The sequence below is a fragment of the Citrobacter sp. Cf125 genome (assembly GCF_030333935.1).
In the GTDB taxonomy this organism is placed as follows: domain Bacteria; phylum Pseudomonadota; class Gammaproteobacteria; order Enterobacterales; family Enterobacteriaceae; genus Citrobacter; species Citrobacter freundii.
In genome coordinates, this window is record NZ_JAOWEY010000025.1 from 396,107 (window position 1) to 419,228 (window position 23,122).

The window sequence follows — 23,122 nt, forward strand, 5'->3', positions numbered from 1 at the left end:
GATGATCTGGAAACGTCATTTGACGCTGGATGAACTCAATGCCACCAGTCAGAACACGATGGTGGCGCATCTGGGAATGGTCTATACACGACTGGGTGATGATGTGCTGGAAGCCGAAATGCCGGTGGATAGCCGAACGCATCAGCCGTTTGGCCTGCTGCATGGCGGCGCGTCGGCGGCCCTGGCGGAAACGTTGGGTTCGATGGCGGGTTATCTGATGACGCGCGACGGGCAGTGTGTCGTGGGGACGGAACTAAACGCCACGCATCATCGGGCGGTATCGCAGGGGAAAGTACGCGGCGTTTGTCAGCCGTTGCATCTTGGGCGTCAAAATCAAAGCTGGGAAATCGTCATCTTTGATGAGCAGGGACGACGCTGCTGCACCTGCCGTTTAGGCACGGCGGTGATGGGGTGAGGTTACCCGGCAAAGTAAAATGAAATTGCAGAGTTAACAGGTAAATGAAGTGATCCAGTTAACAATGCAATGTAAATAGTCAGTTATGTCTCAGGTTTATGTGGTTGTCAGGTTGTTAAAATCAGGAAAGATGTTATAGAAACAAAATGTAACATCTTTCTGGATCACGCAAACGGACAACAACTATGAATAAATCAGGGAAATACCTCCTCTGGACATTGCTCTCCGTTATCGGAGCATTTGCCCTAGGATATATTGCGTTAAATCGTGGTGAACAGATCAACGCGTTGTGGATAGTCGTGGCGTCAGTCTGTGTCTACCTTATCGCTTACCGTTTCTACGGCCTGTACATCGCGAAAAATGTACTGGCGCTGGACCCGACGCGTATGACGCCAGCCGTGCGTCATAACGATGGTCTGGATTATGTACCCACCGATAAAAAAGTACTGTTTGGTCACCATTTTGCAGCGATTGCCGGAGCGGGTCCGTTAGTTGGACCGGTGCTGGCGGCGCAAATGGGCTACCTGCCGGGTATGATCTGGCTGCTCGCCGGGGTGGTACTGGCAGGGGCGGTACAGGACTTCATGGTGCTGTTTGTTTCTACCCGTCGCGATGGTCGTTCCCTTGGCGAACTGGTGAAAGAAGAGATGGGCCCTACGGCGGGTGTTATTGCGCTGGTGGCCTGTTTTATGATCATGGTGATTATCCTCGCGGTACTGGCGATGATTGTCGTGAAAGCGCTGACCCACAGCCCGTGGGGAACTTACACCGTAGCGTTCACTATCCCGCTGGCGATTTTTATGGGGATTTACCTGCGCTATCTGCGCCCGGGCCGCATTGGTGAAGTGTCGGTCATCGGTCTGGTATTCCTGGTGTTTGCCATTATTTCCGGTGGCTGGGTAGCGGAAAGCCCGACCTGGGCACCGTACTTTGACTTTACCGGCGTACAGCTGACCTGGATGCTGGTGGGCTACGGTTTTGTCGCCGCCGTGCTGCCGGTGTGGCTGCTGCTGGCCCCGCGTGATTACCTCTCTACCTTCCTGAAAATCGGCACCATTGTTGGTCTGGCGGTAGGGATTCTGATCATGCGTCCGACGCTGACCATGCCAGCTCTGACCAAGTTTGTTGACGGTACTGGCCCGGTCTGGACCGGTAACTTGTTCCCGTTCCTGTTTATCACCATTGCATGTGGTGCGGTATCTGGCTTCCATGCGCTGATCTCCTCCGGTACCACGCCGAAGATGCTGGCGAATGAAGGGCAGGCTTGCTTTATCGGCTACGGCGGAATGCTGATGGAATCCTTTGTCGCCATTATGGCGCTGGTTTCCGCGTGCATCATCGATCCGGGCGTGTACTTTGCGATGAACAGCCCGATGGCGGTGCTGGCTCCTGCGGGCACGGTTGATGTAGTGGCTTCTGCGGCACAGGTAGTCAGTAGTTGGGGCTTTGCTATTACGCCAGATACTCTGCACCAAATTGCCAATGAAGTGGGTGAGCAATCCATTATCTCCCGCGCAGGTGGTGCGCCGACGCTGGCCGTCGGGATGGCGTACATTCTGCATGGCGCACTGGGTGGCATGATGGATGTGGCGTTCTGGTATCACTTCGCCATTCTGTTTGAAGCTTTGTTTATTTTGACGGCGGTTGATGCCGGTACACGCGCTGCGCGCTTTATGCTGCAGGACTTGCTGGGCGTGGTGTCACCGGGCCTGAAACGTACCGATTCGTTGCCTGCGAACCTGCTGGCGACGGCGCTGTGCGTACTGGCCTGGGGTTACTTTTTACACCAGGGCGTGGTGGATCCTCTGGGTGGTATTAATACCCTGTGGCCGCTGTTTGGTATCGCCAACCAGATGCTGGCCGGTATGGCGTTGATGCTCTGTGCTGTGGTGCTGTTCAAGATGAAACGCCAGCGCTACGCGTGGGTGGCACTGGTCCCAACCGCCTGGCTGCTGATTTGTACCCTGACCGCTGGCTGGCAGAAAGCGTTTAGCCCGGATGCAAAAATCGGCTTCCTGGCTATCGCCAACAAATTCCAGGCGATGATCGACAGCGGTAACATTCCGGCGCAGTACACCCAGTCGCAGCTGACGCAGCTGGTGTTTAACAACCGCCTGGATGCGGGTCTCACCATCTTCTTCATGGTAGTCGTTGTGGTGCTGGGTCTGTTCTCCATCAAAACTGCGCTGGCAGCATTGAAAGAGGACAAACCAACTTCGAAAGAGACGCCGTACGAGCCGATGCCTGAGAATATCGAAGAGATCGTGGCGCAGGCGAAAGGCGCGCACTAATATTCTCTTAACCAATGAGCCCTCTCCTGAACGGGGAGGGCGTTTGTACGACAGGGAATCACTATGTTTGAAACACTCGCCAAAGCCGGGAAGTATTTAGGTCAAACCGCCCGATTAATGATAGGTGTGCCGGATTACGACAACTATGTTGAACATATGCGCGTCACGCATCCGGACCAAACGCCAATGACCTACGAAGAATTTTTCCGCGAGCGCCAGGATGCGCGATATGGGGGGAAAGGCGGCGCGAAGTGCTGTTGATTTTTTGCCGGATGGCGCTGACGCTTATCCGGCCTACAACATCGCATTTGCCGTTATAATTAGTCGTCGTAGGCCTGATAAGGCGAAGCCGCTATCAGGCATCCCATACCCTAATCATACCGTAAACGACTCTACCTTTTCGAATGCTGCGCGCAGTGTCTCCGGCGTTAACGTTACCGGCAGGGCGTGAATGGACTCCACCGGGCGCAGGGTGTGCGTAATCACTTTGTCGATTTCTGCGCGATTATTGATGTCCACGTCCAGTTGAGCTAATCGGGTGGGCAGGTTGAAGCGCTGATAGGCGGTAATTAACTGCGCCAGCACGGCATCTTGTCCCAACAACGCACTCTGCACCAGGATGCCGTACGCGACTTTAGTGCCATGTAAAAACTTCTCTGTTTGTGGGAGGACGGTCAGGCCATTGTGAACAGAATGCGCCGCCGCCACGCGGGTGTAGCGCTCGCCCAGACCACCAACCATGCCGCCTCCGGCAATAATCGCATCCACTACATCGCAAAACGTGCGGCTTAACGAGCCTTGTTGTTTGTCTGTCAGCGCCTGCTCGCTGCTTTCCAGCAGGACGTCGCGGATCGTCTGCGCGGCATCGATACCCAGACGAACAGTTAATGGCAGGTTTTCCGGCTGAGGCGCAAGCACGACGGCCTCGTACCACTTCGCCAGCGTGTCGCCGATCCCCGCCAGTAGATATTCCTCTGGCGCATTGAGAACGATCTCGGGTTCGACCAGAACGAGGAAATTGGCATCAGGAAAAATTTCAAAATGCAGCGCCTGGCCTGTATCGTTATACCAGACGGAGAGCGGCGTCCAGGCGGCGCAGGTCGCCGCAATCGTAGGAATACCGACAAACGGCAGATCCAGACGACGGGCCAACGCTTTAGCGGTGTCGAGCAATGTTCCTCCGCCCACGCCAATCACGACGCTGCGATTATCTCCCGACTCTTTTGCCAGTTGAGCAACATCGGTTTCGCTGCAATGTCCCGTAAACAGCAGGCGCTTAGCCTCGGCGAGATGAAATGTCTCTGGCAGATAAGGGCGGGCCGCATCGATAGCGCGCTCACCATAAACCCACACGGCGCGTGAAAGTTGGTCGGTAGTGAAAAAATCGTTGAGTCTCGACAGGCTGCCGGGATGGGAAAAATAGTTGGCCGGGCCGGTGACGACGCGAATCTCTGTATTACTCATGTTGTGTTGTCCTTTGGCTGTCCTGTCCAGGCAGGTTATTTTTATATAGACGTCTGAACGTCTTGATTGCCAAATACTAGCATCGTGTTATAGTGGCTTCAACCACAACATCACACGCTGGGATAACAATAATGAGTAATAACCCGCTGATTCCGCAAAGCAAACTGCCTAACCTGGGCACTACTATCTTCACGCAAATGAGTGCGCTGGCGCAGCAGCATCAGGCCATTAATCTCTCGCAGGGATTTCCTGATTTTGACGGTCCGCTCTTTTTGCAGGAGCGTCTGGCGTATCACGTCGCGCACGGTGCAAACCAGTATGCACCGATGACGGGCGTGCAGCCGCTGCGCGAAGCCATCGCGGATAAAACGGCAGACCTGTACGGCTACAAACCCGACGCGAATAGTGAAGTGACCATCACTGCGGGGGCCACAGAAGCGCTGTATGCCGCGATCACTGCGCTGGTGCGCCCAGGTGATGAGGTGATTTGTTTTGATCCGAGCTACGACAGCTATGCGCCTGCGGTTGAATTATCCGGCGGGGTGGTTAAACGTATCGCGCTGCAACCACCGTCTTTTCGCGTCGACTGGCAGGCTTTTAGTGCCTTACTCAGCGACCGTACCCGATTGGTTATCCTGAACACGCCACATAATCCTTCTGCCACCGTGTGGCATCACGCCGATTTTGACGCGCTGTGGCAAGCAATTAAAGAACGCGAGATCTTTGTCATCAGCGACGAAGTTTATGAGCATATCTGTTTTGCCAGGCAAGGGCATGCCAGTGTGCTGGCACATTCAGAGCTGCGGGAACGCGCTGTTGCTGTTTCATCGTTTGGTAAGACCTACCATATGACCGGCTGGAAGATTGGCTACTGCGTTGCGCCAGCAGCCATTAGCGCTGAGTTACGCAAGGTACACCAGTATCTGACGTTTTCCGTCAACACGCCGGCTCAGTTGGCCCTGGCGGATATGCTACGAGAAGATCCTGCACACTATCGCGAGCTGCCTGCGTTTTATCTGAAAAAACGCGACGTGTTGGTGAATGCGCTGCGTGACAGCCGACTGGAAATTCTGCCGTGTGAAGGCACGTACTTTCTGCTGGTCGATTACAGCGCCGTTTCCACGCTTAACGACGTGGAATTTTGCCAGTGGCTGACCACTGAAGTGGGCGTTGCGGCGATACCGCTGTCTGTGTTCTGCGCCGATCCTTTCCCGCATAAACTGATTCGTCTCTGTTTTGCCAAGCAAGAATCGACGCTGTTAACAGCAGCTGAACGTCTGGTGTCGCTGTAGCTATTTCACCGTCCAGGCTTTGGAGAATCGACGGTCGGCGAACAACTCTTGCAGACCGTTGATTTGCTTCAGGCGTAACACCTCGTCGTTGTCCATGCCGAGATCCTTGCTAATTCTTTCTTCACTCCATCCCAGTTGCGATAGCTCGCGGACAATCTCGGACATGGCGTGGATTTGATGACGCCCACGGGCGCGGTTGTGGCGAATGGTCGCCGCCATACGCTCATGGCGTTCTCGTTCTAAACAGGCAACCGGCAGGTATCCTTTAAGCCTGGGCCTCAGTGAGGCTTTGGCTTTACCTAACTCGTGGCGGTGGAAACCGTCGACAATTTCGTATTCCTCTGCCGTTGAGTGAACCACCACAATGGGCTGTGTAAACCCGTCTGCTTCAAGGGACTTCAGCAGCAGCTTTTTCTCCGGTGGTGCAACGTTATTGGGGTTGTAGTCATTGGGTGAAATGTGATCATTTTTAACCCAAAGTACGCAATCTACGGGTTCCTCGCGAAAGGGACTGACGCTGTGTATCGCCCGCCTGAATTCATTGATGGCTTCAATTCGTTCTTCTTCTGACAGGCCAGAAAGAAAGCCGAGGAGTTCGTGAGTTAGTCGGTGTTGCATAAGATTCCCCATTCCTGGCGTTTTGTTTTCATACGTTCGTTATAGCGTTGGTAGTTTTTGGGTTTCGTTGGACTGAATGAAAGTGCCCGACACCAGTAATCATTATTCAACAGGACTTTGCAGATACGTCGCCATGAAGGAATATCTTTCGAACCAATATCGCCTTCCTGAGTTTGCGGGATATTATCCATGCCTTTTTTCTTATACCACTGCAAATAGACGGCGATTTTATTGCGGTAATGCTCTGCGGTAGTCTCCGGCATGCTGTTCAATAGCAGCATGGCATATTCCTGCCAGCTTAAATGCTCTGGTTTAAGTATTTTCCGATGACCGTAAAAATGGTTGTCATGACCGGCATAAATACCCCCGCTTTTAACACCGCTGACACGGGCGCACATAGCCGCCCAGCGCTCGGGTTCAATGACATGATATAGCCATAATCCCTGACGCTGTTCCGGGCCAAAGGGTTCGCAAATGCGCATATATCGTGTCGGGACCCCGGCCTGGTACATCAGATTATACAGGGGGTTACACGGCAATTTTGACTTCGCAAACCACGTCCAGATGTCGGCTGTTTTCCAGTCATACAGCGGGTAAATATACCAGGTGTGTCCACCAGGTGCTGCAGTCGTCCACGGCTTGTCATCGGCAAAACGCTGCTTTTGCGAGTTGGCAATGGCAACAAAGCGGTTATATGACTCATCGGCGCGGATGCCCACCATCATGGCAGCCGGTCGTTTCTGCGAAAACCAGTCAGCGAACTCACGAACAAATTGTTCAAAGGTCATGCCGGGTTGATAGAAGGAGAAATATTCAGGATCGGTTATGGCATCTGCGGGCGGCTGGCGAACCCATTGCGTACCCGGCTCCCAACACTGCCATTCGGGTTGAAATTGTGACAGTGAATTCTGCGTCGTCAGCGGTAATGCCACCCAATAGAAATTTTCGATGACATCGGAATAATGTTCACGTAGAGCTCCTACATAGTCGATAGTGCAGGAGAATTGTGCTTCCCAATCGATAAACAACACATTTATTTTTTTATGCAGTTGGCGTGCAAGCATGGCTGTCAGATGTAGCATTAGTCCTGAATCCTTCCCGCCGGAAAAGGAGACACAAACACGAGGTAGGGTTTCAAGTGTCCAGGTTATGCGCTCCAGAGCGGCTTCCAGCACGTTTTGACCAAGCGGGATTTTATAAATAGACATATTGAACTCATATCAGAATCATTATTCAAAATAATAACAAATACTGACAATAAGATATGCTAATTTTTGTTGGGTGCAACTTTTTTAATATATTCACAATTATTTTGGATTGCATTTATTCATACAAATTCAAAATGAATTGATAAAGGTCTACTTGTTAGTTTTTTAGGTTGTGCTTGTTGTTTATTTTTTTAATGAAATCGTCAAACCCATTATTATTGAGTGACGCTCTGTTATACATCAAAAATAAATTTATTTTAGGTGAGGGGAACTCGGTTTTAATTTCTTTTAAATTAAATGTGCCGGCATATTGCTCATAAATCGCTGTTGGTAGTAAACCAATGATATCTGTATTTGAAATGATGTTGGCAAGCGTTATCAATGAGTCGCTACGGAAACCAACATCACAATTTTCCAGAAAAAATTTGGTTTGTTGCCTGTATTCTTTAATGCCTGGGTCTTCAGAAAGAAGCTGCGTAAACTGTTCTTTTAATATTTTTTCAAGCGTGGTTTTTCCATTAATTCTGGGATGGTTTTTGTTACAGACTAATACTGTTTCGATGGTTTTAAATGGCGAGCATATGATCGAGCGATTACTCACTGGAGCGGTAGTAATGACTAAATCTGCCTTTCTGTAAGCCAACAGGTTTTCCGCACTTTCAGCAGTGATGAGTATGTCATGGTGCTCAATTTCGACATGTGAGTCTTCTCTGAGAAAATGAATAACTTCCGCGATATTAATAGTTGTTGTTAGTTGTGGGCAGTAAATAATAAATTTTTTCTTCAGGCTGGAGTTATGCATAATGTTGATTGTCTGCTCCAGACTGTTGAGATTTTTCTCAAGATGCTGATGTAGGTTAATTCCAGCCGTCGTTGGGGTGATTCCTTTACCTGAGCGAATAAACAGCGGGTCGTTAAACTGCGTACGCAGTCGTTGCAATGACTGACTTACAGCTGATGGCGTGATGTACAGCGTTTCTGCAGCCTTGCTGATGCTCAAATGTTGATATATGCATTCAAATATAATCAACAGGTTGAGATCGAACTTTTTGAGGTCATAGAGGTTAGCCATGCGTACCTTCCTGTGATGGTAATGTATTGAAAAATTCAATTGTGGAATAGTTTAAAGGGTAGTTATTCTTGAAATTTATGTTTGTGTGCTTAATGAATAATTAACTTTAGCTAAAATAGCACAAGTTGCGTAATTTTCAGCAGGGAAGTTAATTTAAATGAGTGATTGATATGAGAACGATAACAATCACTCATCTTGTTACTTTTATTTATTTCCCATGATAATTTTTAATTTTTCTTTATCCGGTAAGCCTACTTCCTGTTGTAACGTATCGTCTTTACTCATGTAATAGATAGCCGGCGTTACGTTGGCCCCCAAATCATCCATCAACTTTTGGTTGATATTCAGTAACTTCATTTGCTCCGCAGGGACCGAAGCCGGGATTTCCAGCTTCATTTTCCCACCGGATGCCTCATAGTCATGCCAGGTTTTGCCCGGATCTTTGGTTGCCAGAATTGCAGCGGCGGTGGCCGGACTTTCAGGTTTAATTACGCCAACCAATAATGTACGCAACTGAACTTTACCGGATTCTACCCACGGACGCGCCTGCTGCCAGAACTGTTTACAATAGGGACAGAAGGGATCGGCAAACACGTACACAATAACCGGTGCCTCTTTTTTCCCGTCCAGAATCCACGACGCTTTTTCCATTCGCTGCCACATTTCACGTCCGGCAGGGGCATAGATCTCTTTTTCTATGAGCGAATTACTGAGGTTTTCGCCTTTTTCATTATACATGTAGCCGGAGATGGCATGTTTACCGTCAGGCGTGACATAGATAGTGACCCCCATGTCCTGGTATTTTCCCAGATAGCCTTTCATTCCACCCGGTGCATCGAAAGGCTTCAGGATGGTAATGCCCTGTTTCTCAATAGCTTTAACGGGAGCAGGTAGTTCTTCGGCATGCACCACGGCAGGGAGCAGGGTTAAAAGTAAGGTACGTTTAAACATTGATTTTCCTTATAAAATCAGCAGGAAAGGGGGCTTAATTGCAAAACCTATCGCAGCCATAGGTAAGATCGACGGTCCGTCGATTGCCCTTTCTTGAGTTGGGTGATGTAATCCCAATCGCTGTTACGACCTTTGTTAAGGTAATGTAGAGCGCAACACATAGCCAGCCCTGCTGGCACTGACGTTACCTGCGGGTAGCTCGGGTAATGAGGCTCCCTGCATAGGGGGCCTTTTTTACTTTTGTCTTTTAGGTTCGATTGAGTAAGTTGTTAGTTAACGCTTATTGATTTGATAAAGGAAACGCATTAGCCCTGCTAAGAGATTTTCGTTAACTTATCTCTCAACGAAAACACGGAGGAAGTACAGATGTCTTTGATTAATACCAAAATTAAACCTTTCAAAAACCAGGCGTTCAAAAACGGTGAGTTCATCGAAGTAACCGAGAAAGATACCGAAGGTCGCTGGAGCGTCTTCTTCTTCTACCCGGCTGACTTTACTTTCGTATGCCCGACCGAACTGGGTGACGTTGCAGACCATTACGAAGAACTGCAGAAACTGGGCGTAGATGTGTATTCCGTATCTACTGACACCCACTTCACCCACAAAGCATGGCACAGCAGCTCTGAGACCATCGCGAAAATCAAATACGCGATGATCGGCGACCCGACTGGCGCCCTGACCCGTAACTTCGACAACATGCGTGAAGATGAAGGTCTGGCTGACCGCGCAACCTTCGTTGTTGACCCGCAGGGTATCATCCAGGCAATCGAAGTTACTGCTGAAGGTATCGGCCGTGATGCATCTGACCTGCTGCGTAAAATTAAAGCTGCACAGTATGTCGCTTCTCACCCAGGTGAAGTTTGCCCGGCGAAATGGAAAGAAGGTGAAGCAACCTTAGCTCCATCTCTGGACCTGGTTGGTAAGATTTAAGTCGCATAATTTGTAGGCCGGATAAACGTAGTGCATCCGGCATTCCACAGGCGCAAATCTGCGCCTGTTTTATTCCAGCACCATGACGCAAGTTGCATTAATGCAGTCCCGCAAAATCGGCTTGCATGATGATGTTTTCAGAGAGGGAAGAATAATGCTCGACACAAATATGAAAACCCAGCTCAGGGCTTATCTTGAGAAACTGACCAAACCTGTTGAGCTGATTGCTACGCTGGATGACAGCGCTAAATCGGCAGAAATCAAGGAACTGCTGACTGAAATTGCTGAACTGTCAGAAAAAGTCACCTTTAAAGAAGACAATACTCTGGCGGTGCGTAAGCCATCGTTCCTGATTACCAATCCCGGTTCTCACCAGGGACCGCGTTTTGCCGGTTCTCCGCTGGGTCATGAGTTTACCTCTCTGGTGCTGGCTCTACTGTGGACCGGCGGTCACCCGTCAAAAGAGGCGCAGGCGTTGCTGGAGCAGATCCGCGATCTCGACGGTGATTTTGAATTTGAAACCTATTATTCGCTCTCCTGCCACAACTGCCCGGACGTGGTGCAGGCGTTGAACCTGATGTCGGTACTGAACCCACGTATCAAACATACGGCGATTGACGGCGGTACATTCCAGAACGAAATCACCGATCGTAACGTGATGGGCGTTCCGGCGGTGTTTATGAACGGCAAAGAGTTCGGCCAGGGTCGTATGACGCTGACTGAGATCGTGGCGAAAGTGGATACCGGCGCAGAAAAACGTGCGGCTGAAGAACTGAATAAGCGCGATGCTTATGACGTGTTGATTGTCGGTTCTGGTCCTGCGGGGGCGGCGGCAGCGGTGTACTCTGCACGTAAAGGCATTCGCACCGGTCTGATGGGCGAACGTTTTGGCGGTCAGGTTCTTGATACCGTTGATATTGAAAACTACATCTCAGTACCGAAAACTGAAGGTCAGAAACTGGCAGGTGCGCTGAAAGCACACGTTGATGATTATGATGTCGATGTGATCGACAGCCAGAGCGCAAGCAAACTGATCCCGGCAGCGCAGGAAGGCGGTTTGCATCAGATTGAAACAGCCTCCGGCGCGGTGCTGAAAGCACGTAGCATTATCATCGCCACCGGCGCGAAATGGCGCAACATGAACGTTCCGGGTGAAGATCAGTATCGCACCAAAGGTGTAACCTATTGCCCGCACTGTGATGGTCCGCTGTTTAAAGGTAAGCGTGTTGCGGTAATTGGCGGCGGTAACTCTGGCGTTGAAGCGGCTATCGACCTGGCAGGTATTGTTGAACATGTGACGCTGCTGGAGTTTGCTCCTGAAATGAAGGCAGACCAGGTGCTGCAGAATAAGCTTCGCAGCCTGAAAAATGTCGACATCATTCTGAACGCGCAAACGACAGAAGTGAAAGGCGATGGCAGCAAGGTCACTGGCCTGGAGTATCGTGACCGCGTGAGCGGGGATGTTCACAATGTGGAACTGGCCGGTATCTTTGTACAGATTGGTCTGCTGCCGAACACCAACTGGCTGGAAGGCGCCGTTGAACGTAATCGCATGGGTGAAATCATCATCGATGCCAAGTGCGAAACCAGCGTGAAAGGTGTTTTCGCTGCCGGTGACTGCACCACCGTACCGTATAAGCAGATTATCATCGCGACCGGTGAAGGCGCGAAGGCCTCGTTGAGTTCGTTTGATTATCTGATTCGCACGACAGTAGCATAAAAAGAGTAAGACTCACCTGCAATGCCAAAACCGCCAGTCATCCGCTGGCGGTTTTTTATTTCCATATACTCACATTGTCAATTCTTGAAACAATAAACCGTATAAAACATTCACTTAATTAGCCTGATCATTATTTTCATCAAAGAAAGAGAGGGCGTTATCTTTATTATATTAACCTGCATTATTTTTTCATTTGTTGTGTGAATAAATGGTTGGTTAATTCATGGGTGAAATATATGAAACCCTGACGATCTTTGAATCGACAGGGTTATTGTTACGTGATTTTTTTATCTCTCACGATAATTGCACGCTGAAAGCGGCTTATTCAGCTTTAGATACAAATGCCTCGGCGCTAACAGAGCAGGAGTGGCTGGAAGCGGAGTACGACTTCAATGCGCTGTTTGTCGGACCGCAGAAGCTAAAGGCCGCGCCGTTTGCCTCGGTTTATCTTGAAGAAGATGCCCTTGTAATGGGTAAATCAACCCTTAGCATTCGGGAATTCATGGCAAATATAGGGTTATCTATAAGTGTAGTGAATAATATTCCGGATGATCATATTTCCTGTGTATTGGAATTGGCGGTTTTATTATCAGCTAATGCCAGAGCATCGTCAGAATACCAGGTGACCCTTACTCGATATGCCTCTGAGTATGTCGCGGTGTGGGTGCCCGAGTATATAGAAAAAATAAATATAAATGCACAAACCGCCACGTTGAAAAACGTTGCTGGAAGATTGTCTTCTTGGCTTGATGAATTAAAAACGAGAGTATCAATATGAGTAATGAACCGGGAGTTCTGAACAGACGTTCATTTTTGAAAGGGTTGATTGCCCTTGGCACGGTCGCAGCCCTGCCAGGGGGATTGCTGACTTCACGCTGTGCATTGGCGCAACCGCCCATTCCATTTAACCCCAAAACCTACAAAATCTATCGTAACGCCTGTCCGCGTAACTGCTATGACACTTGTAGCCTGAAAACCTGGGTGAAGGATGACGTCATCACCTTTGTGGAGGGTGCGCCTGAGTCAACGTTTACGCATGGAACTCCGTGTGTGAAGGGACTGAGCTACCCGCGTCGGGTATACAGCCCGGATCGCATTAAATATCCGATGGTTCAGGATGTTCGCGGCAGTGGGAACTGGCGTCGTATTTCCTGGGACGAAGCAATGCAGCGCATTGCGACCAAGATGCTGGAGATTAAAAAGAAAGACGGTTCAATGCTGGGTCTGGCGATGACCAAATATTCCGGCAAATTTGGGGTATTGAACTATGCGGTTGAAGGGATGATGTCTTCGCTGGGTTACACCACGCGTTTTGCCGGAACACCTTGCTGGCCAGCCGGTATCGATGCCCAGAACTACGATATGGGTGATATGTGGTGTAACGACCCGGAAGATTTTGTGAAAGCAAAATACATCATTATCTGGGGCGCTAACCCGGCCTGGTGCTCTATGCACACCATGAAGTATATCTACCAGGCGCGGGAGAAAGGGGCGAAGGTGGTCGTTATCGATCCGCTGTTAACCCAGACCGCTGCGAAAGCCGATCTCTATTTACGCGTTCGTCCTGGTTCTGATGGTGCGCTGGCGCTGGGTATGGCACGTCATTTGGTGGATAAAGGTCTGGTGGACCAGGATTTCGTCAACAACTATTCCCACGGTTACCCGGAATTCGAAGCCTATCTGCGCAACAGCGTTACCGTAGAGTGGGCGTCTGAGATTTGCGGGCTGTCGGCGGATGTTATTCGCCAGTTGGCGGAAGAATTTACCGCGGTTAACCCTGCTACCGTGTGGATTGGCTACGGCATGCAGCGTCATGTTAACGGCGGCGCTAACGTACGGGCGATCGATGCCTTTGTGGCAATGACCGGCAATATTGGCATTGAAGGCGGCGGCGCTCGCTACGGTCATCTGCATACCTGGGGCTTTAACTACAACGCCATGCTGCAGAAGCCACCGGTAGGCTCCATCGGTATGCCAGGTGCGGCGGGAACTACCAGCGAGTTTGGTTCTGCGGGGGAAGTCGCACAGTATTCCGATCGCTCATTGAATATCAACCAGACCGCCAAGGGAATTCTGGAAGCCAACGAGCCGCCTGTCCGAATGCTTTGGGTTGCCTGTAAGAACCCGTTTGCTCAGGATTTTGATCGCAGCAAGATGGAAAAAGCATTCGAAAAACTGGAAATGGTGGTCTGTGCCGATCAGTTCTTTAACGAGACCGTCCAGCATGCCGATATCGTTTTGCCTGTCACCACGGCCTTTGAAGAGTGGAACGTAGACGCCTCATATTGGCACTACTGGCTCTCAATCAACCAGCCTGCAATTAAGCCAATGTACGAGGCAAAATGCGATCTGGAAATCGCCGTTTTACTTTCCCGCACAATCAACAAGCTGGAGCCGGGTTCTTGCACATTCCCGCAGGAGTTCAATCATAAGCGTTGGCTGGACCAGGAATTCAATGACGGAATGGCCAAAATGTTTGGCATCTCCTCCTGGGATGACTTACTGGATGGCCCGAAAAAAGCCATTTTGCCGAGTTCTGCGGCCTGGTATGACCGCAAATTTAAAACCCCCTCAGGAAAGTTTGAGTTCAGATCTGAGCTGTGTGAGAAAAATGGTCATACGGCGCTGCCGGAATACAAACCGGAGGCGAAAAGCACGCTGCCATTCCACTTGTTTACACCGCATGTGCAGTTCGGTATCCATTCCCAATTTATCAACCTTGACTGGATGCAGGTCTTCTATCCGGAGCCGTTTGTCTATATGCATCCGATTTCCGCAGAAAAAAGAGGCATTGCCGAAAACGACCTGGTGAAAGTGTTTAACACCGTAGGTGAAGTAGAACTGCGTGCGAAGGTAACCGCTAACGTTCCGGAAGATTTCCTGGTGATGTACGAGGCGTGGTTCCCGAAACGGAAATACAACGTTCAAAACGTGGTGGCGGATACCCCAGCCGATATGGGGATGATGAAAACCGGTGCGCCAGGTGCGGCTATCCACAGTCAGTTTGCGGACATCATTTTGATCAGTAAAGGAGCAGCGGCATGAGACGCGCGTTTGTAGTTAATAGCGATAAATGCATCGGCTGCCGTGGCTGTGCAATGGCGTGTAAGAGTTTTAACCAGTTGGAACCTGAACGTTTCTGGCGCTATGTCTACCCGCTGGATAAAGAAATTTATCCGCATGAAGAGCGGGCGTTCTATTCGCTGGCCTGTAACCACTGCGAAAACCCGGCCTGTCTGGCGGCGTGTCCGGTAGAGGCGTACACCAAGCGTGAAGATGGTGTCGTGGTGCATAACCCGGAGCGCTGTATTGGATGCAAAAACTGTATCCGCAACTGCCCATACGGTGCGCCGCGTTTTAATGAGGAGACGAAGAAAGCGGAAAAATGCAGCATGTGCTACGAGCGCCTTGATGTTGGTATGCAACCGGCTTGCGTGAATGCCTGTCCGGTAGGTGCGCTGACGCTTATCGATCTGGATGCCGATCCTATACCTGACAATGCCGTACAGTATCCGCCGGGATTCCCGCGTATGCCGCAGCTTAATCCTGGCACGCGTTTTATCCTTGCGCGTCAGCCGAAGCAGCCGGAGGGCAAGTAATGGAAAAGTATGAACTTCCGCTGGTTATTTTTACCGTATTGAGCCAGATGTCGGTTGGGATCACGCTCATTCTGACGCTACGCACGCTGCAAGGAAAACTGGAAAGCAAACGCCTGTACTGGCTGGTAAGTGGGCTGGTTCTGGCGGTGGCGTCCGTTGCAGCGATCCTGCACCTTGCACATCCGGATCGCGCCTACGATGCCCTGATTAACCTGCAGCACGCCTGGCTGAGCCGTGAAATTATTGGCGCAACCTTATACGGTGCGGCGGTCGGGGTGACGTTTTTGGCAAAAGGGCACAAAGCGCCAGCTGTTCTGGCCTCTGTTCTCGGTATCGCGCTGGTGGCGGTGCAGGGGATGACCTATGCTGCCCCGGCAATGGTGGCGATAGCCAACGGTCTGACAATGCTGTTGTTCTTTATCACGGTGTGGGTGATGGGGTGTGCGGCGATTCCACTGCTTAACCTTGCACCTGCCGTTGCCGCATTGCGCCAGGGGATTGTTGTGTGTATGGCGGTCATGATCGCCGCGCCCATTACCTGGCTAAGCGGCGGCACTATCATGCAGATGACGGCGCATGCCTGGCTGACGTCGCCGCTTTATCTGGCGAGTCTGGTGTGTCTGGCGGTGGCCTTTGTGCTAAGCCGTCAGGGAGAGCGTCGCGCAAAAGCGATTTTTGTCCTGCTGTTTGTTGGCATATTCCTGAGTCGTCTGACGTTCTTTGGCGATACGATCAGCACCATCGTGAATATCGGTCATTTGTATTGATCGTGAGGTAATAAAAACCCCTGTCAGGCGTTAACCTGGCAGGGGTTTTCTTTAGCGAATCAGTGGCAGTTAACGAACAACCAGCACTGGCAAAGTCGCGTGACGGACAACGCTGGAAGCGTTTGAGCCGAGCAGATGGGTGCTGATTGATGGGTTACGCGACCCAATGACAACGACATCTGCATTCAACTCTTCACCCAACTCGTTGACCACGTCACGGACGCTGCCAAAGCGGACGTGTTGCTTAATACGGGAAGGATCGATGCTGAAGTGACCGACCATCGTTTGCAGACGGGTTTCCGCTTCGTGTTGCAGGTGCTCTTCAAAACGGCGAACGTCAGCGGCAAAGCGGTGCAGGCTTAAGCTCGCTGAGCCTGGCAGCACATGCAGCAGATGGATAACCCCTTTATCCTGGGCCAGAAATTCTGCATGGCGAATAGCCTTGTCGCTCAGTTCCATTTCGAATACATCAACAGGCATTATGATTGTGTTGTACATAAACATTCTCCTTGTCATTACATGAACACATAACAGCATAGTATTAAAAATGATTCTGTCAGTCACGACACAGATTTATGTTTTGCGAACAGGAAAGAAAGCGAGGAGCAGGGAGAGCTAACCGGAAAGAGGATGCGGATGCATCCCCTGTAAGATAAAGCGAGTGGCTTTGATAAGACAGAGTTAGCGCAGGTAGTCGCCTGCAGCTTCAGGCTGGTACTCAAGCTCAATAACTTCGAGGTGCGTTGAGGTCCCGCCTGGCAGTTCCCAGTGAATGGTATCACCAACGCGCAGCCCCAAAAGTGCAGCGCCGACAGGTGCCATTACCGAAAGCTGTGTGCTGCTGTCAGTCATAGTGGCCGGATACACCAGGGTACGCACACGGACTTCGCCATCACTCAGATTGCGGAATTTCACGCGGCTGTTCATGGTCACGACATCGTGCGGCATGGTTTCTGGAGAACACATTTGGGCACGATCCAGCTCGGCGTTAAGGGCGTCGGCAATCGGTAAACCAGCAAACGCAGGTTGCTCCAACAGGCGGTCAATGCGTTCCGCATCGAGGTCGTTAATGATGATAGTTGGTCTGGACATTTATTACTCCATGTCGTCGATACTGCGGGTGCGCAGGTAAATAATCCCAAAAGAAAACCCTCACCGTCAGGCGGCAAGGGTTTAGCTTTTATGATGATACTGAGACTTACCCCATGTTTGAAGTGATTTAGTTCACATTCAGGCAAATCATCAATATTGTCGCGTATGGTGTGATTTTAGCCGAAAAACGTGATCGTTCTCCAATTTGCATTATGCTTTTTAAGCGCTCGCTGCGGGCGCGTCAAACAACTCAGTGTTCCGCGACAGGAGATCTCATGAGCCAGTACGACAAACTTACCTTGAAAGACGGCAGCTATTTGCATTTTAAAGATTGGGGAAGTGGACAGCCCATTGTCTTCAGTCATGGTTGGCCGCTGACGGCAGATGCGTTTGAGGATCAGATGTTATTCCTCGGGTCGAAAGGATTTCGTGTGATCGCCCATGACAGGCGTGGGCATGGGCGTTCGGCCCAACCCTGGGATGGTCACAATATGGATCAGTATGCTGACGATCTGGCTGAACTTACCGCGCATCTCAATCTTAAAGATGCCGTCCATGTCGGACACTCTACCGGCGGCGGGGAAGTGGCGCGGTATATTGGCCGCCATGGAACGCAGCGGGTCGCAAAAGCGGTGTTAATTGGCGCGGTGACGCCCATTATGATCAAGACCGACTTTAATCCAAATGGCGTGCCGAAAGAGGTATTCGATGGCATCCGTGAAGGGGTTGTGAACGATCGCGCCGCCTTTTTCTATGAATTAACCGCTGCATTCTATGGCTACAACCGTCCTGGCGCAAAAGAGTCGAAAGCCGTCAGGGAAAGTTTTGTTGAACAGGGTTTACAAGGTTCCATCAAAGCGTTGTACGACTGTATCCACGCGTTTTCGGAAACAGATCTGCGTGAGGACCTCAAAAAGATGACCATCCCGACGCTGGTGATCCACGGTGATGACGATCAGATTGTCCCGTTTGAAACCTGCGGAAAGATCGCGGCGGAAATACTGCCTGATTCGCAGTTGAAGGTATATGTCGGCGGCTCGCATGGCATTTGCACCACCCATAAACAACAGATCAACGGTGACCTGCTCAACTTTATTCAGTCGTAATCGTTGGCAGATTGTTCTACGCTGATCTTCTTTTTCCAGGGGGATGAGCGAAGCATAATTTGTGCTGCGCTGACGTTAACTTCAACAGGGAACGCTATGTATTTCTATCAACCGTCACAGGGACACGGCTTACCGCATGACCCGCTAAATGCCATCATTGGACCGCGCCCGATTGGCTGGATTGCGTCGCGTGACGGCAATGGTCGGCACAATCTGGCACCATACAGTTTCTTTAACTGTTTTAACTATCATCCGCCGATTATCGGTTTCGCTAGCAGCGGCTGGAAAGACAGCGTGCAGAATATTATCGAAACCGGTGAATTTGTCTGGAACCTGACGACTCTTGAGCTGGCCACTGCGATGAACGAAACGTCAGCCAGCTTGCCGCACGGTGAGGACGAGTTTTTTGCCGCCGGGCTTAGTAAAGCAGATAGCCGGATAGTCAACGTGCCGCGCGTGGCGCAAAGCCCGGTCAATTTTGAGTGTCGCTTATCGCAAAGCCTGCAACTGACTACCGCTGATGGCTCACCGGTTGATACCTGGCTGGTATTGGGGGAAGTGGTGGGCATCCACATTGATGAAACACTCCTGGAAGACGGCATCTATCAGACGGCGAAAGCGAAGCCGGTACTGCGTGCAGGTGGGCCAACGGCGTATTATTCGATCAGTGAAACACACCGTTTTGATTTAGTTCGCCCGGATGCACGAGCAAAACGCTGAGCTTACGGACCGACGCCAGCTTGCAGCGTCGGTCGCAAGTTTCAATATCCCACTTTGTCGATAATAAACTGTTTACCGCAGCTACCCGGATGCGGTTGCGGTAAGAATGACCGTGCAGATAACGTCTGGTTGATGTTGTCGGCTTTCAGGGATAACTGGATCTCAGTGAGATACGCCGGATTGCCGTGGCAGCTTAGCTTCACAGCTTTGACGTTCTCTTTGCCCCAGCTTTTGGCAACTGCGGCGTCAAATGCGTTACGGCTGACAGTTTTGCCGTAGTTTTCCGCCAGGAATTTGCCCACCTCGCTGTTCTTAACCTCATTATTCAGCCGTACCATCGTGCCAAAGTACGCGTCGGGATCAAAACCGAAACACGCGCCATGTTTGGCATACTCGTAACGTTCCAGACAGGATCTCCCTCCAGCGCCGGGCATTACGGCGCTGAGTTTTGCTGCGCTTTCCAGCGACAGCCCGGTTTCGGGGGCCGCGCATTTACGGCTGGCACGTGCTTCAGGCAGGTTGGGAATAGGGCGAGTCGCGCAGCCAAAACGCATCCAGCGGCGGTTGTCGACTCCACGGGCGGCAATGGATTTAGGCAGGCTGGGCCATAAACCGTGAACGGTCAGGAAATCCGCTTTGTCTGCGCTCTCTTTTTGTAAACGACATTCGTCAGGCTCCTGACGATTACGCTCGTGTTGGCTCTGACAAAATCCAGTTTGCCAGGAGAGGGCCAACACGTAGCTGTCAAAATCAGCGTACTGTTTTGCCTGAAGTTCATCGGCCTGAGCTGCAGAAACTGGCAGCAGGAGTGCTGCCAGCAACGAAGAATAACGCCATGTTGATGTCATGATGATTTCGGATACTTATATAAATTCTGAATATCATCTATTTAATCATAAAAAATGCCAGTCAGGTTTAGCTGACTGGCATCATTTTCATCAGGTGTGAACCGAAATGATTAGCTCCACATCGCCAGAATCGGCCAGCCGACCAGCAGAAGCATAGAGATGTAGATAACGCCGAAGATAGCACCCAGACGCCAGTAGTCTTTGGACTTCACATAACCACATCCGTAGATGATAACGCCAGGGCCTGTTGCATATGGAGTCAGACAGCCCATGATACCGATGGACAGTACCAGCAGGATACACAGATGTTCCATCGGCACGCCCGGGATACCTTTACCGACAGCCAGAATAACCGGCAGCATGGTGGCAGTGTGTGCAGAAAGGCTGGCAAACAGGTAGTGAGCAAAGTAGAACACCAGCACCAGCACGATTACGGTCGCGTTAGGCGAGAAGCCTTCCAGGTGCGTGCTCATGGTGTTGGCGAACCAGTCGATGAAGCCTGAACGGGTTAAACCATTCGCCATAACGACCAGCGTGGCGAGGTTAACCAGGGTGTTCCATGCGCTGTTATAGCGGGTAATGTCTTTCCACGGTACCACATGCAGCGCCAGCATCAGGGAGACAGCAAGCAAACCCACTGCGGTTGCATCAATCAGTTTACCACCGAAGACCCACAGGCCCAGGCTGAGCAGAACCAGACCGATCAGCGTTATCTCTTTACGGGTCAGTTTACCCATGCCTTTCAGTTCATCACCGGCCCATGCGGCAACTTCAGCACTGTGAGTGACTTCTGGTTTGTACAGAACGTATGACAACCACGGAGCAACGATCAGCAAAATAATACCGACCGGCAGGAAGCTGAGGAACCATTGCAGCCAGCTGATTTGAATACCGGCAATTTTGTTGACGAATTCCAGACCCAGTACGTTTGGCGCAGCGCCGGTCACGAACATAGAGGAGCTCAGGCTGGTACTGATTACCATCATCCACATCAGGTATCCGCCGATACGGCGCGCGGAAGGATCGTTCGGGAATGATTTAAACAGCGGCGGCAGGTTTTTGATAACCGGGAATACGGTACCACCGGTACGCGCGGTGTTAGACGGTGTAAACGGCGCCAGCAGAATGTCGATGATAACAATCGCATAGCCCAGCGTCAGGGTGCGTTTACCCATGAATTTCACCAGGAACAGCGCGATACGACGACCCAGACCGGTGACTTCATAACCCAGTGCGAAGATAAACGCACCAAACACCAACCACACGGTGGTGCTGGAGAAGCCCGCCAGACCCCATTTCAACGCTTGCTTACCCGCTTTAAATGCCGGGTCGGCCAGTTCTGAAGCATCAAACAGCAGATAGTTGCTGCCGATAACGCAGATCGTTACGGCGATAAAGCTGATCGCTGTTGCCGGAATTGGCTCGAGGATCATACCGACGATCATCGCCACAAACACGGCAAAGTAGTGCCAGGCCTGTGGAGGCATTCCATCAGGGACGGGGATAAGAAACATGACGCCCATTACGACCAATGGGGCCAGTAACTTCCATATTTTATCTTTTGCTAAAGACATGTGTGTGATTCTCCGGAAAGGATCTTTAATTGTGATAATGATGAACTTGTGAAATCTGAGCTAAGAACCAGGTGACGATCAGCAGATCGGCGCAGCCTCCGGGACTGAGGTTGCGTTCAATGCACTGTTGGTCGAACTGGTGTAGGTATTCGAGATCGGCAGGGGTACGAATCCCCCCTTGCTGCATCAGGGCGGTGGCCTGCTGCTGTAGCCAACGCAGACCTTCTGCGCCGCCACGTGAAGCCACGTTGGTGTCGCCGTTGATAGACATCAGCAGCAATAAAGTGTCGAGTAACGCCAGTTCAGGGTCACGGCCCTGAGTCAGCAGTGCGCGGTAGTGCGGCAGGGCATGCTGGATGACTAGCGGGTATCCCGCTTCGGCTTCGCCCCGTGCGCCGGTTAATCCCAGTTGCTGATAAAGACGTTGGCCTGCCGTGAGTTGTTGATTGTTCTGGCGCAGTTCGCGCTCGGTCAGACCACGGCAAAATGTTGCTGCCGTAGAGCAAATGGTTTCAGCGGTAACAGTTAGTTGGAGCTGGTGCAGGCGGCCAATGGCGGCGCACAGCAGGCCCAGAGAAAAGATGCTCCCTTTATGAGTGTTCACCCCAGCGGTGGCGCGGAACATATCAGCTTCGCAGGCCATGCCTAGCGGGCGCAGTCCTTTCAATACATCCTCAGGCGATAGCTGTGCGCTAAACGCCCCATATTCAATAAAACGTGGCAGCCAGGCCTGAATCGCTTCGGCGCTGCGATGAAAATCTTCCAGTGCCATATCTTTATGCGCGCCGTTGTTAATACGATCTACCAGACCGGGTTTAGGTGACAGGTTGACTTCAGTCAGCATGGCGCGCCACGCGAGCGTTGCGTAAGCATCAGGCAGATCCAGAGGAAGGACTGCATTATTGGTTGATGTTGCGGGAATCGGCATCATGCAGCAGTGCCTCCATCTGAGTGAGTAAGTCGGAAAGTGCGTGGGTTTTACCCCGCGCACAGTCGGCAGCACTTTGCTCGCACAGCAGACAGCGGCGGGCAGGGAGTGCGAAATGACGCCGGGACAGAATTTCCCCTTCAGGGGTCAGGACATCGATGTCCCATAGCCGTCCCAGCGGGTGTGAATGCTCAAGTTCAATCGTGGCGAGCTTGAGGTCGTGGGCCGGAGCCTCAATAGACAAAAGACCTTCTGGACCGCTGGCAGAAACCAGCGCTGTTTGCTCCCTGACAATCCAGGCAGATTGTTCCGCCAGCGCGAGCAAGGCGGTTACGCCGTGATTAAAGATGCGACGGGTTAATTCGCTGTCTTTAATCGGACCCGGTGCGACTACGGTAAACGAGACCAGTGGTGCAGAGTGGCGTGTCAGCCAGTCCTGTTGCCTTGCTTGTCTCTCATCGCGGCTGGCGAGCAGCTCGGGAATCGAAACCGCGTGTTGGGTGGCGAGTTCAGGGAGCAGGCGCATG

The 23,122-nt window shown here is 51.2% G+C and carries 23 protein-coding genes; 12 read left to right on the forward strand and 11 right to left on the reverse strand.

Annotated features, from left to right (window positions below; translation table 11 throughout):
• The first annotated feature begins 1 nt into the window (after position 1).
• The 3 genes from entH (at position 2) to OGV89_RS18530 (ending at position 2,967) form a co-directional block, all read left to right on the forward strand.
• Positions 2 to 415, forward strand: coding sequence for a proofreading thioesterase EntH (gene entH / locus OGV89_RS18520; RefSeq protein WP_003022055.1), 414 nt, complete (start codon positions 2 to 4; stop codon positions 413 to 415).
• Positions 416 to 600: 185 nt separating this feature from the next.
• Complete coding sequence (gene cstA / locus OGV89_RS18525; protein WP_044712737.1) at positions 601 to 2,706, forward strand: pyruvate/proton symporter CstA; 2,106 nt, start codon at positions 601 to 603, stop codon at positions 2,704 to 2,706.
• A 63-nt stretch (positions 2,707 to 2,769) separates the two neighbouring features.
• Positions 2,770 to 2,967, forward strand: a complete 198-nt coding sequence (locus OGV89_RS18530; RefSeq protein ID WP_003022064.1) for a YbdD/YjiX family protein — start codon at positions 2,770 to 2,772, stop codon at positions 2,965 to 2,967.
• 114 nt (positions 2,968 to 3,081) lie between these two features.
• Here OGV89_RS18530 and OGV89_RS18535 read toward each other — a convergent pair whose 3' ends face one another.
• Entirely contained in the window at positions 3,082 to 4,170 is a 1,089-nt protein-coding gene (locus OGV89_RS18535) for an oxidoreductase (protein ID WP_071688068.1), read from the reverse strand.
• A 131-nt stretch (positions 4,171 to 4,301) separates the two neighbouring features.
• Here OGV89_RS18535 and OGV89_RS18540 point away from each other — a divergent pair, with 131 nt between their 5' ends.
• Positions 4,302 to 5,462 carry a pyridoxal phosphate-dependent aminotransferase gene (locus OGV89_RS18540; protein WP_172750543.1) on the forward strand — a complete coding sequence of 387 codons (1,161 nt, stop codon included), beginning with the start codon at positions 4,302 to 4,304 and terminating at the stop codon, positions 5,460 to 5,462.
• Here OGV89_RS18540 and OGV89_RS18545 read toward each other — a convergent pair whose 3' ends face one another.
• The 4 genes from OGV89_RS18545 to dsbG all read right to left on the reverse strand — a co-directional run bounded on the left by OGV89_RS18545 (position 5,463) and on the right by dsbG (position 9,311).
• Positions 5,463 to 6,080 carry an IbrB-like domain-containing protein gene (locus OGV89_RS18545; RefSeq protein WP_088902609.1) on the reverse strand — a complete coding sequence of 206 codons (618 nt, stop codon included), beginning with the start codon at positions 6,078 to 6,080 and terminating at the stop codon, positions 5,463 to 5,465.
• Positions 6,065 to 7,288, reverse strand: coding sequence for a phosphoadenosine phosphosulfate reductase (locus OGV89_RS18550; RefSeq protein WP_286559111.1), 1,224 nt, complete (start codon positions 7,286 to 7,288; stop codon positions 6,065 to 6,067). The genes OGV89_RS18545 and OGV89_RS18550 overlap by 16 nt, the downstream gene beginning before the upstream one ends.
• A 157-nt stretch (positions 7,289 to 7,445) precedes the next feature.
• Positions 7,446 to 8,360 (reverse strand): DNA-binding transcriptional repressor CitR, encoded by a 915-nt coding sequence (gene citR / locus OGV89_RS18555; protein WP_139935209.1) that lies wholly within the window; start codon positions 8,358 to 8,360, stop codon positions 7,446 to 7,448.
• Positions 8,361 to 8,564: 204 nt separating this feature from the next.
• Positions 8,565 to 9,311, reverse strand: a complete 747-nt coding sequence (gene dsbG / locus OGV89_RS18560) for a thiol:disulfide interchange protein DsbG (protein WP_286559114.1) — start codon at positions 9,309 to 9,311, stop codon at positions 8,565 to 8,567.
• 366 nt (positions 9,312 to 9,677) lie between these two features.
• On the opposite strand from dsbG, the gene ahpC reads away from it, so the two are divergent.
• The 6 genes from ahpC (at position 9,678) to OGV89_RS18590 (ending at position 16,327) form a co-directional block, all read left to right on the forward strand.
• Positions 9,678 to 10,241, forward strand: coding sequence for an alkyl hydroperoxide reductase subunit C (gene ahpC / locus OGV89_RS18565; RefSeq protein ID WP_002894394.1), 564 nt, complete (start codon positions 9,678 to 9,680; stop codon positions 10,239 to 10,241).
• 154 nt (positions 10,242 to 10,395) lie between these two features.
• The gene (gene ahpF / locus OGV89_RS18570) at positions 10,396 to 11,961 is read left to right on the forward strand and encodes an alkyl hydroperoxide reductase subunit F (protein ID WP_003835619.1); all 1,566 of its coding nucleotides are present in this window, start codon (positions 10,396 to 10,398) and stop codon (positions 11,959 to 11,961) included.
• 223 nt (positions 11,962 to 12,184) lie between these two features.
• Positions 12,185 to 12,739 (forward strand): TorD/DmsD family molecular chaperone, encoded by a 555-nt coding sequence (locus OGV89_RS18575; RefSeq protein WP_069219714.1) that lies wholly within the window; start codon positions 12,185 to 12,187, stop codon positions 12,737 to 12,739.
• The gene (locus OGV89_RS18580) at positions 12,736 to 15,006 is read left to right on the forward strand and encodes a molybdopterin-dependent oxidoreductase (protein WP_060855583.1); all 2,271 of its coding nucleotides are present in this window, start codon (positions 12,736 to 12,738) and stop codon (positions 15,004 to 15,006) included. Before OGV89_RS18575 ends, OGV89_RS18580 begins: the two co-directional genes overlap by 4 nt.
• Positions 15,003 to 15,560, forward strand: coding sequence for a 4Fe-4S dicluster domain-containing protein (locus OGV89_RS18585; protein WP_060855584.1), 558 nt, complete (start codon positions 15,003 to 15,005; stop codon positions 15,558 to 15,560). The genes OGV89_RS18580 and OGV89_RS18585 overlap by 4 nt, the downstream gene beginning before the upstream one ends.
• A complete protein-coding gene (locus tag OGV89_RS18590) occupies positions 15,560 to 16,327 on the forward strand; it encodes a dimethyl sulfoxide reductase anchor subunit family protein (protein WP_286559116.1) in 768 nt (255 codons plus the stop codon). Before OGV89_RS18585 ends, OGV89_RS18590 begins: the two co-directional genes overlap by 1 nt.
• A gap of 69 nt (positions 16,328 to 16,396) precedes the next feature.
• Here the strand turns inward: OGV89_RS18590 and uspG are convergent, their stop codons facing one another.
• Both uspG and rnk read right to left on the reverse strand, forming a co-directional pair.
• Complete coding sequence (gene uspG, locus OGV89_RS18595; protein WP_003022101.1) at positions 16,397 to 16,825, reverse strand: universal stress protein UspG; 429 nt, start codon at positions 16,823 to 16,825, stop codon at positions 16,397 to 16,399.
• A gap of 183 nt (positions 16,826 to 17,008) precedes the next feature.
• Positions 17,009 to 17,419 (reverse strand): nucleoside diphosphate kinase regulator, encoded by a 411-nt coding sequence (gene rnk, locus OGV89_RS18600; RefSeq protein ID WP_003022104.1) that lies wholly within the window; start codon positions 17,417 to 17,419, stop codon positions 17,009 to 17,011.
• Between the two features lie 275 nt (positions 17,420 to 17,694).
• On the opposite strand from rnk, the gene OGV89_RS18605 reads away from it, so the two are divergent.
• Together OGV89_RS18605 and OGV89_RS18610 are read left to right on the forward strand one after the other, a co-directional pair.
• Complete coding sequence (locus OGV89_RS18605; RefSeq protein ID WP_044712726.1) at positions 17,695 to 18,525, forward strand: alpha/beta fold hydrolase; 831 nt, start codon at positions 17,695 to 17,697, stop codon at positions 18,523 to 18,525.
• 96 nt (positions 18,526 to 18,621) lie between these two features.
• Positions 18,622 to 19,245 carry a flavin reductase family protein gene (locus OGV89_RS18610; protein ID WP_003022109.1) on the forward strand — a complete coding sequence of 208 codons (624 nt, stop codon included), beginning with the start codon at positions 18,622 to 18,624 and terminating at the stop codon, positions 19,243 to 19,245.
• A gap of 41 nt (positions 19,246 to 19,286) precedes the next feature.
• Here OGV89_RS18610 and rna read toward each other — a convergent pair whose 3' ends face one another.
• The 4 genes from rna to citX form a co-directional block, all read right to left on the reverse strand.
• Complete coding sequence (gene rna / locus OGV89_RS18615) at positions 19,287 to 20,093, reverse strand: ribonuclease I (protein ID WP_016149773.1); 807 nt, start codon at positions 20,091 to 20,093, stop codon at positions 19,287 to 19,289.
• A gap of 110 nt (positions 20,094 to 20,203) precedes the next feature.
• Positions 20,204 to 21,667 carry a citrate/succinate antiporter CitT gene (gene citT, locus OGV89_RS18620; RefSeq protein ID WP_003022114.1) on the reverse strand — a complete coding sequence of 488 codons (1,464 nt, stop codon included), beginning with the start codon at positions 21,665 to 21,667 and terminating at the stop codon, positions 20,204 to 20,206.
• Positions 21,668 to 21,692: 25 nt separating this feature from the next.
• Complete coding sequence (gene citG / locus OGV89_RS18625; RefSeq protein WP_003835603.1) at positions 21,693 to 22,598, reverse strand: triphosphoribosyl-dephospho-CoA synthase CitG; 906 nt, start codon at positions 22,596 to 22,598, stop codon at positions 21,693 to 21,695.
• Entirely contained in the window at positions 22,567 to 23,121 is a 555-nt protein-coding gene (gene citX / locus OGV89_RS18630; RefSeq protein WP_016149774.1) for a citrate lyase holo-[acyl-carrier protein] synthase, read from the reverse strand. The genes citG and citX overlap by 32 nt, the downstream gene beginning before the upstream one ends.
• Position 23,122 lies beyond the last annotated feature (1 nt).

Coding starts and splice junctions, on each gene's coding strand:
- entH (WP_003022055.1), top strand. CDS start 2: ATGATCTGGAAACGTCATTTGACGCTGGATGAACTCAATGCCACCAGT.
- cstA (WP_044712737.1), top strand. CDS start 601: ATGAATAAATCAGGGAAATACCTCCTCTGGACATTGCTCTCCGTTATC.
- OGV89_RS18530 (WP_003022064.1), top strand. CDS start 2,770: ATGTTTGAAACACTCGCCAAAGCCGGGAAGTATTTAGGTCAAACCGCC.
- OGV89_RS18535 (WP_071688068.1), bottom strand. CDS start 4,170: ATGAGTAATACAGAGATTCGCGTCGTCACCGGCCCGGCCAACTATTTT.
- OGV89_RS18540 (WP_172750543.1), top strand. CDS start 4,302: ATGAGTAATAACCCGCTGATTCCGCAAAGCAAACTGCCTAACCTGGGC.
- OGV89_RS18545 (WP_088902609.1), bottom strand. CDS start 6,080: ATGCAACACCGACTAACTCACGAACTCCTCGGCTTTCTTTCTGGCCTG.
- OGV89_RS18550 (WP_286559111.1), bottom strand. CDS start 7,288: ATGTCTATTTATAAAATCCCGCTTGGTCAAAACGTGCTGGAAGCCGCT.
- citR (WP_139935209.1), bottom strand. CDS start 8,360: ATGGCTAACCTCTATGACCTCAAAAAGTTCGATCTCAACCTGTTGATT.
- dsbG (WP_286559114.1), bottom strand. CDS start 9,311: ATGTTTAAACGTACCTTACTTTTAACCCTGCTCCCTGCCGTGGTGCAT.
- ahpC (WP_002894394.1), top strand. CDS start 9,678: ATGTCTTTGATTAATACCAAAATTAAACCTTTCAAAAACCAGGCGTTC.
- ahpF (WP_003835619.1), top strand. CDS start 10,396: ATGCTCGACACAAATATGAAAACCCAGCTCAGGGCTTATCTTGAGAAA.
- OGV89_RS18575 (WP_069219714.1), top strand. CDS start 12,185: ATGGGTGAAATATATGAAACCCTGACGATCTTTGAATCGACAGGGTTA.
- OGV89_RS18580 (WP_060855583.1), top strand. CDS start 12,736: ATGAGTAATGAACCGGGAGTTCTGAACAGACGTTCATTTTTGAAAGGG.
- OGV89_RS18585 (WP_060855584.1), top strand. CDS start 15,003: ATGAGACGCGCGTTTGTAGTTAATAGCGATAAATGCATCGGCTGCCGT.
- OGV89_RS18590 (WP_286559116.1), top strand. CDS start 15,560: ATGGAAAAGTATGAACTTCCGCTGGTTATTTTTACCGTATTGAGCCAG.
- uspG (WP_003022101.1), bottom strand. CDS start 16,825: ATGTACAACACAATCATAATGCCTGTTGATGTATTCGAAATGGAACTG.
- rnk (WP_003022104.1), bottom strand. CDS start 17,419: ATGTCCAGACCAACTATCATCATTAACGACCTCGATGCGGAACGCATT.
- OGV89_RS18605 (WP_044712726.1), top strand. CDS start 17,695: ATGAGCCAGTACGACAAACTTACCTTGAAAGACGGCAGCTATTTGCAT.
- OGV89_RS18610 (WP_003022109.1), top strand. CDS start 18,622: ATGTATTTCTATCAACCGTCACAGGGACACGGCTTACCGCATGACCCG.
- rna (WP_016149773.1), bottom strand. CDS start 20,093: ATGACATCAACATGGCGTTATTCTTCGTTGCTGGCAGCACTCCTGCTG.
- citT (WP_003022114.1), bottom strand. CDS start 21,667: ATGTCTTTAGCAAAAGATAAAATATGGAAGTTACTGGCCCCATTGGTC.
- citG (WP_003835603.1), bottom strand. CDS start 22,598: ATGATGCCGATTCCCGCAACATCAACCAATAATGCAGTCCTTCCTCTG.
- citX (WP_016149774.1), bottom strand. CDS start 23,121: ATGCGCCTGCTCCCTGAACTCGCCACCCAACACGCGGTTTCGATTCCC.